The following is a 12222-nucleotide window of genomic DNA, read 5'->3' on the forward strand; positions in this document are numbered from 1 at the left end:
CAAGATGACAAGAGCTTTTTCAGCAAAAAACTTCGTTCGCTCAGATATCAAACAACTACCTCTTTTTTTGTTCGAAATGACATCAATCCGGACTATCGCCGGATTTAAATTGAACATTTGAAAAGTCAATTTATAATTGCCATTTCAAATGTTCAATTGGAATGCCCTCATGCATCAAATCCTCGATAACTATAAGGAAGAGCAAATCGTCCCGCTGTTCCGCTTGGGGTTCCGACCCTTCTTCCTGTTCGGGGCTCTGTTTGCTGCCGTCGCCATGTTCCTCTGGCTGGGGCAGCTCAACGGTTGGCTAACCTTGCCAGGGATTGGCAACCCGACTTGGTGGCATGGTCATGAGATGCTGTTTGGTTTCGGTGCCGCCATCGTCGCGGGTTTTCTGCTCACCGCGGTGCAGAACTGGACGTCCCATCCCGGTGTTCGGAGCTGGCCATTGGCGCTGGTGGTAGGGTTGTGGATGTTGCCAAGGACGTTGTTACCTTGGCTAGGGGAGGAGAATACGTTCCTGATGTTAGCAGACCTGCTCTGGCTACCGCTTTGCACCTGGTTCCTTGCCAAGCCGATTTTGATAACTAGGCAATGGCGCAACCTCTTCTTCGTGCCCCTGTTGCTGATACTGACCCTGCTCAATGGCGCCAGTTGGTTATGGCATGCAGAGTGGACCACCGTTGAGCATCTGCTGATCACGACTGTGCTATTGTTTACCACCCTGATCGCCGTGATGGGTGGCAGGGTGATTCCGTTCTTCACCGCCCGAGCAACCGGTCAGGAGAAAGCAACACCTTGGCTCTGGCTGGATCGCACAGCACTCGCTGCGCAGTGGTTTATCTTGCTGCTCTGGCTGCTATTGCCCACCCAGTGGATCACCAGCATATATATAATGCCTCTCTATATAGTGGCGGCGAGCTTGCATCTGTGGCGACAACTGCGCTGGCATCTGCCATCGACCTTTTCGCATCCACTGTTGTGGTCACTCCATCTCGCCTATCTGTTTATCCCTCTTGGTCTGCTCGCTCTTGCGGCGCATAGCGCGGATCTGCCCATCACGCTGTCGATGGCTAGCCACCTGCTCAGCGCAGGCTGCATGGGCACCATGATCCTGGGCATGATGGCGCGAGTCTCCCTCGGCCATAGCGGTCGGGCCTTGCAGGTGGGACGCAGGATCACCGTCGCATTTGCCCTGGTTATCGCCGCAGCCACAATGCGAGTGGTAATTCCGCTGTGCTGGCCTGCTAATACCCTGCATGGCTGGAACCTCAGCGCGCTTGCTTGGATCGCTGCCTATGGTCTGTTTGTCTGGGTCTATACCCCGATACTGACCCGCCCCAGATCGGATGGTCGACCGGGTTAATGACTGCGGAACATGCTCAGGGTGTTCCACCGGATAGTGGATCAGGTTGTGGAAAATAGCTGGGGCTATGCTCAGGTTGCGATAACCATGGCGACGGTCGGCAGCAAGACGCTGCGCGGCTCCGCTGGCGTGAGCAAGGAGCTCAAACCGCCCGCTCCGGTCACGGCCAGCGCCAGCTCGTTGCCCTACACCAGCCATCGGCGCCTGAATGACGGGATAACACATCCCCAGTTCGGCAAACAGACTCATCCTTTCACGCCGAGCAGCATTGCACGCTCTGTTGGGCCAAACCAGTTGTTGCCATCCATCTTTCAGACTCCTTTCCGATAGCAGTGATTACACATCAGGCCCACAAGGGGCCCGATGAAGAGAGTGAAGGCTTAACGCACGCTGCGCAGCAGGAAATCCGGCTGACCGCAGGAGCGGCGCTCGCGCTTTTGCATCTCGGCGGAGCAGGTGACCGCATCCGTCCCCTCTTTATTAACGCAGATATAGATCTCCCTCAGGAAGCGGCCACCATCGGCGCAGGCCACCGTGATGTTGTCGGGGGCCAGCCACTGGTTGGCGTTCGCCAGATCGGCCTTGAGCTGGAAGCTGCTCTTGCGCAGCGGCTCTTCCGGCGATTGATAGGCCGCCGGGATCTTCACCTTCTGGCGCAAATCGCTCGCCAGCTGATGGAAGGCCTGCTGGCTCAGCCCAGAGCAGGTGCCGTGCTTCTCCCACTCATGGCGATAGAGGAAACGACTGGGGTAGAGGCCGGTAAACTCGCTCTCCATATCGGGATCAAACCGCTCGCGGGTGCAGTTGCTGGGGTAACCACGCTCGTACTGGGGCCAGAGACCGTGCAGCACGAATCCCAGCTTGCGGGAACACTGGTCCCGATCGGCCGGTTTGACGGCGCAATGTTCGGGCGACCAGGAGAGCGCCATGGCGTAATAGTCAAACTCTCCCGCCTCCCCTTTAGCGAGCGCCGCCGTACAAATCAGCCAGCCTAGCGCTAGCAGCACCCTCTTCGACCTTCTCTTGGCCCAACTCATGCTCCCTCCTGTGCCCCATGTGCAATAACCTGTTCCCAACAACCAGCTGAATATCACGAACACCCACTATCGCGTTGGGCTCTGAGCAGACAATAACACCGTGACGGCAGTCCCCTCCATTGAGCCGATAGCACTCTGCTAGTATCCTTTGCCGTAATGATCAAGCCTGGAGGCAACATGAGTCTAAATGTGCAAGAGTGGCGTGAAGAGACGGTAGCAATTGTCACTGAACTACTGGCAGATGGCAGCAATCCCGACGCAGAATACGAAATTGAGCATCACTTCGCCTGCCAGAATTTTGAACAATTGGAGAAAGCCGCGGTCGACCTGTTCAAGCTGGGCTTTGAAGTGAGCGATGCAGAGGAGATGGAACTGGACGACGGTGCCGCGATTTTTTGTTTCGATGCCACCACCGAAAGCAAACTAGACGTTGATGCGATTGTCGCAGACATCGAAAAAATGCTGCCGATTCTGGCCAAATACCGCGTCGATTACGATGGTTGGGGCACCTATTTCCAAGAGTAACCCCCTCGCATCTCACAACAGGGGCGCAGCACGCCCCTATTCACCAGCCCCTCCCCCACTTAAAGCGAGACCATGCGGCAACATAGCCCTATGTCACGGATCATGGCCGTTTTCCTACCCGTTCGTGGTGAATGGGATGATAAAACGAGTACGCCTCCGTAAAAGGAGGCGTACTCGTGTAGGGTCGAGCAGTTCGCTTACAGGATATTAAACAGCTCAGCTCCTCGTCTTCAACCAATCTGTTACAAAATAAAACAGCTAATATTATCGTTTTATATCAATACTTTACAAAATAAAGCGGCTCAAATCCTCGTCTTCAATCAGCTTGCCGAGGTGGGCGTTGACGTAGTCGGTATCGATAACAAAGGTCTCGCCGGACTTCTCGGAAGCATCAAAAGAGATGTCTTCCATCAGGCGCTCCATCACGGTGTGCAGGCGACGGGCGCCGATGTTTTCGGTACGCTCGTTGACCTGCCAGGCCGCTTCCGCCAGACGGCGGATGCCATCCTTGGTGAACTCGATATTGACCCCTTCGGTGGCCATCAGCGCCTGATACTGATCGGTCAGCGAGGCGTTCGGTTCGGTCAGGATCCGCTCGAAGTCATCGGTGGTCAGTGCGGTCAGCTCGACGCGGATCGGCAGGCGGCCCTGCAACTCGGGGATGAGGTCGGACGGCTTGGCGATCTGGAAGGCGCCGGAGGCGACAAACAGAATGTGATCGGTCTTGACCATGCCGTGCTTGGTATTGACGGTGCAGCCCTCGACCAGCGGCAGCAGGTCGCGCTGTACCCCTTCACGGGAGACATCGGGGCCCGAGCTCTCGCCGCGCTTGCAGATCTTGTCGATCTCGTCGAGGAAGACGATGCCGTTGTTCTCGACCGCGGCGATTGCTTTTTGCTTCAGCTCTTCCGGATTGACCAGACGGGCAGCTTCCTCTTCGATCAGCGCCTTCATGGCCTCTTTGACCTTGATCTTGCGCTTCTTCTTCTGGTTCTGACCCAGGTTCTGGAACAGTCCCTGCAGCTGGTTGGCCATCTCTTCCATGCCCGGCGGGGTCATGATTTCGACGCCCATCGGGGAGGCGGAGAGTTCCAGCTCGATCTCCTTGTCATCCAGCTGACCTTCCCGCAGTTTCTTGCGGAAGATCTGGCGGGTGTTGGAGTTGTCGGCTTTCTCTTCCTCACCCCAGGTGTTGCGCGGGTTGGGCAGCAGGGCGTCGAGGATGCGCTCTTCGGCGGCCTCCTCGGCGCGGTATTTCATCTTCTCCAGCTCGGTTTCGCGTACCAGCTTGATGGCGGCATCGGTCAGATCGCGGATGATGCTGTCCACTTCCTTACCGACATAGCCCACTTCGGTGAACTTGGTCGCTTCCACCTTGATGAAGGGGGCGTTGGCCAGCTTGGCCAGACGACGGGCTATCTCGGTCTTGCCGACACCGGTCGGGCCGATCATCAGGATGTTTTTCGGGGTCACTTCGTGACGCATCTCTTCATCGAGCTGCATCCGGCGCCAGCGATTGCGCAGGGCAACGGCAACGGCGCGCTTGGCGTCGGCCTGACCAATGATGTGTCGGTCCAGCTCGTGGACGATTTCTCTGGGGGTCATCTCGGACATGATGGAGTTCCTGTATCCGGGGCGGGCAGGGCCCACCCCTTGGGAAATTGAGTTTGGCTGGTAGCCTTATTTGGCGGCCCTATTTCGCCGACTTATTTAGCTAAATAATCCAGCACTTCGATGGTGTGGTTGCCGTTGGTGAAGACGCAGATGTCACCCGCAATTTTGAGGGACTTCTCGACAATGGTCCTGGCATCCAGCTCGGTGTTTTCCAGCAGCGCGATGGCGGCGGACTGGGCGAAGTTGCCGCCGCTGCCGATGGCGATGAGATCGTGCTCCGGCTGCACCACGTCACCGTTGCCGGTGATGATGAAGGATTTGTGTTCGTCGGCCACGGCCAGCAGTGCTTCGAGGCGGCGCAGGGCGCGATCGGTGCGCCAATCTTTGGCCAGCGCCACGGCGGCGCGCTCCAGATTACCCTGATGGGCCTGCAGTTTTGCTTCGAAACGTTCGAGCAGGGTGAAGGCGTCGGCGGTACCGCCAGCGAAACCGGCCAGCACCTTGCCGTTGTAGAGACGATGAACCTTGCGGGCGTTGCCCTTCATGACGGTGTTGCCAAGAGAGACCTGGCCATCGCCACCGATGACAACCTGACCGTTACGGCGAACTGACACTATGGTAGTCACTTTACTTACCTCGCTTGAGCCGAATGACGGCCTGACTGTGCATGGCAAGAAAGATGGGGATGGCAAACGGGCTTTTCAAGCCTGTTGTTTGGCGGGACAGGTGCAGTGGCGAGTGGCACCAAAAGAAACAGGGCCGGGTGTTGCCACCCAGCCCTGTCGCAAATTGTCCCGCAGAGCGTTTGGCTAGGCGTAAACATACATTGAGGTGAAATCTTGGCAAGCTATCCGCATTATGTTGCTTCAGACCAGACAACCGCTTGGCACACGATCACAGTTTGGCCATTGAATGTAGCCGAGGGAGAACCATACAGCGTGTAGCCTTGAGCAAGTGCTTCGCTGACACGAAAACAAAATGTTGCGTCATCAGGCCCGGTAATTAAGCGGTAAATCGGAAGGCCATTGGGTGGCTGTTTCGAATTTTTCATGCTCTTGCTCTCCCTGTTGGTTCAACCTGACAGAATGCTAGCCCTTTTTGGGGATGCAGCCGCTGATGCCGGAGCTCTGCAGCTTGCTGTTGGCCGCATCGGCGGCCGCCTTGCCATTGAAGGGGCCCACCATCACCTTGTAGACGGTGCCGTTGGCGCCATTGATCACCTGCAGGCTGGAAGAGAGGCCGACGGTGAAGGCGATCCGCGCTTTGAGCGATTCTGCCGATTCCTGCGAGCGCAGGGCGGCGCACTGCATCATATAGCGACCGCTGTCGGCGGCTGCGGTCTGGGCTGGCGGGGTGGCCGCGTTGGCCTTGGCCGCTTCGGCGCGCTCCCGTTCCAGCTCGGCGCGGATCTCCCGCTCCATCCGTTCCCGTTCGGCACGGCGCTCACGCTCCGCTTGCGCCCGCTGGGCTTTTTCCCGCTCCGCATTACGGTCGATCACCTGCTCCCGGGCATCGGCAACAGGGGCGGCAGGAGAGGGCACTGGATCGGCCTGATAGGGCTTAGGCTGACCGATCGGGGTGCCCGGCTGAGGAATATCGGTCGGTATGGGCTGAGGCAAACGCTCAGGCTGCAAGGTCACGGTTGGTGCTGGCTGGGGCGGCAATACGCCCGCCGAGGCCGACGGCTCCGTCACATCCACTTGCTTGTTCTCAAGTCGCTCGATGTAGCTCCACTTCTCTTGGGGCAAACCGGATGTCTGTGCCTTGGGTTTGTTGGCTTTGACCTGCTCCTCAATGGTAGGAGCATGATCGCCCTTGCCACTGATGAGATAGAGGCCACCAGCAAAACCACCAACCAACACAATCAATAGCAGGACGGGGATCACCGGAAAGCGGCGCTGCGTAGCGGGTTTGGTGTTACGCCCACCCGCGCGACGGCGCGGGCGGCTACCGACATAATCCCGAGTTGCCATTGCTTACATGCGCTCCAACGTGTGGATACCCAGCACACCGAGGCCCAATTTCAGTACCTTGGCGGTGGCGGCGCACAGCAGCAGACGGCTCTGACGGGTCGCTTCGTCCACGCCATCCTTGTTGATCGGGCAGGCCTCATAGAAGGTCATGAAGTTGCCGGACAACTCGTACAGGTAGGTACAGAGCAGGTGTGGCATGCCCTTGTCGGCTACACCGTTGACCGCGTCGGAGAACTGGATCAGCTTCTGGGCCAAGGTCTCCTCCGCTTCCTCGTTCAAGGTCACCTTGCCAGTCAGGGTTTCGGCATCAACGCTGGCCTTGCGGAAGATGGACTGGATACGGGTGTAGGCGTATTGCAGGTAAGGGGCCGTGTTGCCTTCAAACGACAGCATCATGTCCCAGTCGAAGATGTAGTCGGTGGTGCGGTTCTTGGAGAGATCCGCATACTTGACCGCGCCCATGGCGATGGCGTGGACCACGTTGGCCTTCTCTGCGGCAGAGAGGTCGCTGTTGCGGCTCTCCAGCAGCGCAGCGGCGCGCTCTTCGGCTTCGTTCAGCAGGTCGACCAGCTTGACGGTGCCGCCCGTGCGGGTCTTGTAGGGACGACCATCCTTGCCCAGCATCATGCCGAAGGCGTGGTGCTCGAGCGGTACGGATTCCGGCACATAGCCCGCCTTGCGGGTGATGGTCCAGGCCTGCATCAGGTGCTGGTGCTGACGGGAGTCGATGAAGTACATGACCCGGTCGGCGCCCAAGGTCTCATAACGGTATTTGGCACAGGCGATATCGGTGGTGGTGTAAAGGAAGCCGCCATCGCTCTTCTGGATGATGACGCCCATGGCCTCGCCATCCTTGTTCTTGAACTCGTCGAGGAACACCACGGTAGCGCCTTCGCTCTCAACCGCCAGCCCCTTGGCTTTCAGATCGGCAACGATTTGCGGCAGCATGTCGTTATACATGGACTCGCCCATGATGTCCTTGTTGGTCAAGGAGACATTCAGACGGTCGTAGTTGATCTGGTTCTGCTCCATGGTCAGGTCGACCAGCTTCTTCCACATGGTGCGGCAGTACTCATCGCCACCTTGCAGCTTGACCACGTAATTACGGGCCCGCTCGGCGAAGGCGTCGTCTTCGTCGTAGCAACGCTTGGCTTGGGTGTAGAAAGCTTCCAGATCCTTGAGCGCCATGTCGCTGGCATGCTCGTTAGCCATCTTCTCCAGATAGGCGATCAACATACCGAACTGGGTACCCCAGTCGCCGATGTGGTTGGCTCGGATCACTTTATGGCCGAGGAACTCCAGCGCACGAGCGGCCACGTCACCGAGTACGGTGGAGCGGATGTGGTGCACCGCCATCTCTTTGGCCACGTTGGGGGCGGAGTAGTCCACCACCACGCTCTGCGGGGTTGGCAGTTTCACATTAGCGTTGACGCTGGTCACCATCGCCTCAACCTGACCGGCCAGCCAGTGGGTGTCGAAGAAGAAGTTGATAAAACCGGGACCGGCGATCTCAACCTTGGCAATCAGGTCAGATGCAGGCAGGTGCTCGATGATGGCCGCCGCCAGCTCACGGGGATTTTTACCCGCAGGCTTAGCCAACAACATCGCCAGATTGGTTGCCAAGTCACCGTGAGCTTTTTCCTTGCATCGATCCACTTGGACTCTGGCCTCCAGATCGGTCGGCAGGACACCTGCTGACTTCAAATTGGCTACCGTTTGTTCAAGTAGATGATGAATATGCTCTTTCATAACTGACCACCAAGGTTACGCGTCGAAAAATGACTGATATATAAGGGCGTGAATTTTACTCGCATCAGCCCGAGAAAACTATAGCGGCGGCCCATGGGGAGTAGATACCCAGCCGATTGCGCGCACATCTGTGGCCTGCAGGCCTCCATCACATCGCGGCCAAGCACACCACACCATCTTGCCATTTAACCGCGAGGATAAGTGGTTTTTCGTTTCCCCCGCACCAAATGATCTCCCCTGCTATGCCCTGCGTATCAAGGGGTATCCCTCACCAAGGAGCATATGATGCAACTGGCGCTGTTTCCCCTCTCTGCTCATCTACTGCCCGGCGGCATCATGCCCCTGCGGATTTTTGAGCCCAGATACCAGCGGATGATTGCCCAAGCCGGAGATCTGGGGTTTGCCCTCTGCATGGTGGACCCTCGCCAGCCCGATGCCCTGCGCAACATGTTTCCGGTGGCGACCCGAGTCACCATCATCGATTTTGATACGCTGCCAGATGGCCTGTTAGGGGTGACGGTGCAGGGAATCGAACGCGTGCAGATCGAGGATTTATGGCAAGCACCAGATGGCTTGCGCAGCGGTGAGGTCACCCCGCTACCCGCGTGGCCTGCGCATCCGCTTCCCCCCGCGCAGCAGCCATTGGCCGACGCTCTGCGGGCTGTGTTTGCCGACTATCCCGACTATGCCGCGCTGTATCAGCAGCCTCCGTGGCAAGACGCCAACTGGGTGGCACAACGCTGGCTCGAAGTGCTTCCTATCCCTGTGGCCCAAAAACAGCTACTGCTGGCAGCCAGCGATAACCGAGCCGCCCTCACCTTGCTCCAGCGGGTGTTGGTAGCTAACCACTGAGCAATATTTACTCAGATTGATCCGCATTGCTGCGCGTGCCGTATTAGTCATCACCCCCGTTCTAACGAGATGGTGCCATGGCATATACTGGCCAACCACAACTGACCACCCCCAGGATGCTAGCCGTAATGGATAACCCTGATGGCGACCTGAAAACACTGTTGATCCGAGTGGCAGAGCATGGTGACAAAACCGCGTTTGCTCAGCTGTTTCACCATTTCTCTCCCCGCATTCGCAGCTATGGCTTGCGCCACCTTGGCAGTGAAGCCAACGCCATGGAGTTGGTACAGGAGACCATGCTACTGGTGTGGCAGAAGGCGCGCCTCTACCACCCCGAGAAGGGGGCGCCGACCACTTGGATCTACACCGTGATGCGTAATCAGTGCTTTGACATGCTGCGCCGCCGCCGCGCCAGCAAGGAAGATCTCTGCGCCGAAGAACTGTGGCCAACCTTAGAGTTTCAAGCCGAAGAGGAGCACCTGAGCGGGGGGGAAGATGCGGTGCTCACTCGTCAGATGGCTCACTACTTGAGCACCCTGCCAGAACCACAGCAACAGGTGGTGCGCGGTATCTATCTGCAGGAGTTCTCCCAGCAGGAGCTGGCTGAACGCCTTGGCGTACCGCTTGGCACCATTAAGTCACGCCTGCGTTTGGCGCTACAAAAATTGAAAGAGCAAGTGGAGCAAAGCCATGATTAAAGCCCACCCGACCGACCCGATGTTACGCGCTTTTGCCGCCGACCAGCTGGCGTTGCCACTGGCAGTGGGGCTCGCTGCCCACTGTGAGTTCTGCCCTGCTTGTGCCACTCGACTCAAGGGGTTCGAAGAGGAGCTGGCCAACCAATATCTAGCAGACGATGTAACAGCCCCCCCCCGGACGTCGGTTGCCCAAGCCGAGCTAGCACCGGAGTTTGAGGCCCTGCTAGCTGCCATCGTGGCACAACCACAACCCGAACCGACTACTACCCTACGGCAAGCCAGCGAGATCCAAGTGGCGGGCCGAGCCTATCCGCTGCCTCGGGTACTGGCCCGCTATCGCTCACCTAAGTGGCGCCATATCGGTGCTATTCGCCAGCAGAGTCTTCCGCTGGATGAGATGGGCGCCCGTGCCAGCTTGCTCTACATCGACGCCGGTGGCCGCATCCCTGAGCATACCCATCAAGGCTATGAGCTAACGCTGCTGTTGGCTGGTTCGATTGACGATGGCGACACCCGCTATCAAGCCGGTGACTTTATCTGGCGCGATGCCAGCCACGCCCACAGCCCCCATACCCCCGACGGCTGCCTCTGCTACACAGTGCAAGATGCCCCAGTGCAGTTCACCAAGGGGTTATCGCGACTGCTGAACGGTATCAGCCAGCACCTCTACTAAACACCTTACATTGCTCACGAAGAAGGGACCATCGAGGTCCCTTCTTCGTTGCTGCTGCGGGGATGGTCTTAAGCAACAAACAGCAGATAAACGGCGAAAGCCACCACAAAGCGGTAAATGGCGAACGGGATAAAGTCGAGACGGCGGATCAGCGCCAAGAAGGTTTTAATCGCCACCATGGCCACCACGAAGGCGGTGACAAACCCCACCGCAAACATCGGGAAGTCAGCCATGGAGAGGAAATCGCGGCTCTTGTAGAGATCAAGCCCGCTGGCCGCCACCATCATCGGCACCGCCATGATGAAGGAGAACTCGGCCGCTGCATGACGGCTGATCCCCATCAACATGCCGCCGCTGATGGTGGCGCCAGAGCGAGAGAAACCGGGCCACAGCGCCAAACACTGGAACAGGCCAATGCCAAATGCCTGCTTATAACTGATGTCATCGAGGGTCTCTGCAGTCACGGGCGGACGGCATTTTTCAGCGATGATCAGCAAGATGCCGCCAGCCACCAGCGCATACATCACGGTCACTGGGCCAAACAGATTGGCTTTGATCCAGCTGTGCACGGCCAGTCCCACCACCACCGCTGGCACCATCCCGAGGATAATGTGCACCAACGACAAGGTGACATGGCCCGCTTCAGGCTTACGGCCAAAGTGAATCCCGATCAGGCCAAATAGGCGACGCCAGAACACGGTAACCACCGCCAAAATCGAGCCGAGCTGGATCACCACCTCAAAGGTCGCGGCTTTCGCCCCCTCAAACCCTAAGAGATGGCCGACGATGATCATGTGGCCAGTGGAAGAGACGGGGAGGAACTCAGTTAGCCCCTCAACAACGCCCAAAATAAAGGCGACCAGCAGGCTATAGGTGTCAGTCATCGCACAAAATCCTTACTTCGTGATCCAAAAAAGCAGTTAGAGGTAAAACCGCCCCACGGTTTGCACGGCGGGGCGGCTTATCTTGCTCGATTGTGGCCAATCAGGCTACGTAAAAATGGCCTGCCAAGGCGCTATCACGAGAGAAAACGGTAACGGGTCTGATGGTGGTATGCCTGTCCCGGCACCAACCAAGGGTTACCGAGCTCGGGGCGGTTTGGGCTGTCCGGCGGCTGCTGAGCTTCCAGACAGAACCCGTCGTACGCACGGTATGTCGTGCCTTGGCGATTGGGGGTATTGGCCAGCCAGTTACCGCTGTAAAACTGCAACGAAGGCTGGTTGGTATACACCTCCATCACTAGCTGCTTATCCCCCGACACCACTCGCGCGGCCCACGCAGATTCAGGGCCATTGAGCATAAAGGCATGATCATACCCTTGGGCCTGCTGTTGCTGAGGGTGGCTCAACCAATCTTGGCCGATAAGACGCTCGCGGCGCAGATCAAACAACCCAGCCACTGGGGTAACGGCAAGGGGTAAGCCACCAGCGTCTGTGGGCAGGAAATGGTCGGCGTTGAGGCTGATGGCGTGCTGGCGAATATCAGGATGAACGGCATCCCCCTGCGGGTCACCATCGAGGTTGAAATAGACATGGCTGGTTAGGCTGACAGGGGTCGCGGCATCGGTGCTGGCCCGCACATCCACCACCAGATCGTATTGCTCCAACCGATACTCTAGGGCCACTCGCAGGTTACCGGGAAAACCCTGATCCCCCGCTCGTGATAGCAGCACCAACTTGACCCGATCCGCCTCCTGCTCTTTTATCTGCCAATGCTGGCGATGAAAGCCACCCTG

General features: G+C 57.9%; 13 protein-coding genes and 1 pseudogene. 5 read left to right on the forward strand and 9 right to left on the reverse strand.

Going from position 1 to position 12222, the window contains the following annotated elements; genetic code table 11:
* Positions 1-169 precede the first annotated feature (169 nt).
* Positions 170-1366 carry an NnrS family protein gene (locus CUC53_RS10560; RefSeq protein WP_100294129.1) on the forward strand — a complete coding sequence of 399 codons (1197 nt, stop codon included), beginning with the start codon at positions 170-172 and terminating at the stop codon, positions 1364-1366.
* Between the two features lie 18 nt (positions 1367-1384).
* Here CUC53_RS10560 and CUC53_RS19250 read toward each other — a convergent pair.
* A pseudogene (locus CUC53_RS19250) lies at positions 1385-1522 on the reverse strand (XRE family transcriptional regulator); the annotation flags it as partial.
* A 224-nt stretch (positions 1523-1746) separates the two neighbouring features.
* The gene (locus CUC53_RS10570; protein WP_167386735.1) at positions 1747-2403 is read right to left on the reverse strand and encodes a ribonuclease T2 family protein; all 657 of its coding nucleotides are present in this window, start codon (positions 2401-2403) and stop codon (positions 1747-1749) included.
* A gap of 177 nt (positions 2404-2580) precedes the next feature.
* Between CUC53_RS10570 and rraB the strand changes: the two genes are divergently transcribed.
* Positions 2581-2928 (forward strand): ribonuclease E inhibitor RraB, encoded by a 348-nt coding sequence (gene rraB, locus CUC53_RS10575; protein ID WP_100294140.1) that lies wholly within the window; start codon positions 2581-2583, stop codon positions 2926-2928.
* Between the two features lie 285 nt (positions 2929-3213).
* Here rraB and hslU read toward each other — a convergent pair whose 3' ends face one another.
* The 5 genes from hslU to argS form a co-directional block, all read right to left on the reverse strand.
* Complete coding sequence (gene hslU, locus CUC53_RS10580; RefSeq protein ID WP_100294130.1) at positions 3214-4542, reverse strand: HslU--HslV peptidase ATPase subunit; 1329 nt, start codon at positions 4540-4542, stop codon at positions 3214-3216.
* 92 nt (positions 4543-4634) lie between these two features.
* Entirely contained in the window at positions 4635-5168 is a 534-nt protein-coding gene (gene hslV, locus CUC53_RS10585; RefSeq protein WP_005355550.1) for an ATP-dependent protease subunit HslV, read from the reverse strand.
* A gap of 230 nt (positions 5169-5398) precedes the next feature.
* Entirely contained in the window at positions 5399-5593 is a 195-nt protein-coding gene (locus CUC53_RS10590; RefSeq protein ID WP_100294131.1) for a DUF1737 domain-containing protein, read from the reverse strand.
* A 37-nt stretch (positions 5594-5630) separates the two neighbouring features.
* Positions 5631-6515 (reverse strand): SPOR domain-containing protein, encoded by an 885-nt coding sequence (locus tag CUC53_RS10595; protein WP_100294132.1) that lies wholly within the window; start codon positions 6513-6515, stop codon positions 5631-5633.
* Between the two features lie 3 nt (positions 6516-6518).
* A complete protein-coding gene (argS, locus tag CUC53_RS10600) occupies positions 6519-8264 on the reverse strand; it encodes an arginine--tRNA ligase (RefSeq protein WP_100294133.1) in 1746 nt (581 codons plus the stop codon).
* A 285-nt stretch (positions 8265-8549) separates the two neighbouring features.
* Here argS and CUC53_RS10605 point away from each other — a divergent pair, with 285 nt between their 5' ends.
* From CUC53_RS10605 to CUC53_RS10615, 3 genes are all read left to right on the forward strand, one after another.
* Positions 8550-9116, forward strand: coding sequence for an LON peptidase substrate-binding domain-containing protein (locus CUC53_RS10605; RefSeq protein ID WP_100294134.1), 567 nt, complete (start codon positions 8550-8552; stop codon positions 9114-9116).
* Between the two features lie 128 nt (positions 9117-9244).
* Positions 9245-9814 carry a sigma-70 family RNA polymerase sigma factor gene (locus CUC53_RS10610; protein WP_167386737.1) on the forward strand — a complete coding sequence of 190 codons (570 nt, stop codon included), beginning with the start codon at positions 9245-9247 and terminating at the stop codon, positions 9812-9814.
* Entirely contained in the window at positions 9807-10487 is a 681-nt protein-coding gene (locus CUC53_RS10615) for a ChrR family anti-sigma-E factor (RefSeq protein ID WP_100294136.1), read from the forward strand. Before CUC53_RS10610 ends, CUC53_RS10615 begins: the two co-directional genes overlap by 8 nt.
* A gap of 68 nt (positions 10488-10555) precedes the next feature.
* Here CUC53_RS10615 and bacA read toward each other — a convergent pair whose 3' ends face one another.
* Both bacA and CUC53_RS10625 read right to left on the reverse strand, forming a co-directional pair.
* Positions 10556-11371, reverse strand: a complete 816-nt coding sequence (gene bacA, locus CUC53_RS10620) for an undecaprenyl-diphosphate phosphatase (RefSeq protein WP_100294137.1) — start codon at positions 11369-11371, stop codon at positions 10556-10558.
* A gap of 134 nt (positions 11372-11505) precedes the next feature.
* Positions 11506-12222 (reverse strand): galactose-1-epimerase (locus CUC53_RS10625; RefSeq protein ID WP_100294138.1); only part of this gene is annotated, 717 nt, incomplete at its 5' end.

Origin of the sequence: Aeromonas cavernicola (assembly GCF_002795305.1) — a bacterium.
In the GTDB taxonomy this organism is placed as follows: domain Bacteria; phylum Pseudomonadota; class Gammaproteobacteria; order Enterobacterales; family Aeromonadaceae; genus Aeromonas; species Aeromonas cavernicola.

Coding starts and splice junctions, on each gene's coding strand:
- argS (WP_100294133.1), bottom strand. CDS start 8,264: ATGAAAGAGCATATTCATCATCTACTTGAACAAACGGTAGCCAATTTG.
- CUC53_RS10560 (WP_100294129.1), top strand. CDS start 170: ATGCATCAAATCCTCGATAACTATAAGGAAGAGCAAATCGTCCCGCTG.
- rraB (WP_100294140.1), top strand. CDS start 2,581: ATGAGTCTAAATGTGCAAGAGTGGCGTGAAGAGACGGTAGCAATTGTC.
- CUC53_RS10615 (WP_100294136.1), top strand. CDS start 9,807: ATGATTAAAGCCCACCCGACCGACCCGATGTTACGCGCTTTTGCCGCC.
- CUC53_RS10590 (WP_100294131.1), bottom strand. CDS start 5,593: ATGAAAAATTCGAAACAGCCACCCAATGGCCTTCCGATTTACCGCTTA.
- CUC53_RS10610 (WP_167386737.1), top strand. CDS start 9,245: ATGGATAACCCTGATGGCGACCTGAAAACACTGTTGATCCGAGTGGCA.
- bacA (WP_100294137.1), bottom strand. CDS start 11,371: ATGACTGACACCTATAGCCTGCTGGTCGCCTTTATTTTGGGCGTTGTT.
- hslU (WP_100294130.1), bottom strand. CDS start 4,542: ATGTCCGAGATGACCCCCAGAGAAATCGTCCACGAGCTGGACCGACAC.
- CUC53_RS10595 (WP_100294132.1), bottom strand. CDS start 6,515: ATGGCAACTCGGGATTATGTCGGTAGCCGCCCGCGCCGTCGCGCGGGT.
- CUC53_RS10605 (WP_100294134.1), top strand. CDS start 8,550: ATGCAACTGGCGCTGTTTCCCCTCTCTGCTCATCTACTGCCCGGCGGC.
- CUC53_RS10570 (WP_167386735.1), bottom strand. CDS start 2,403: ATGAGTTGGGCCAAGAGAAGGTCGAAGAGGGTGCTGCTAGCGCTAGGC.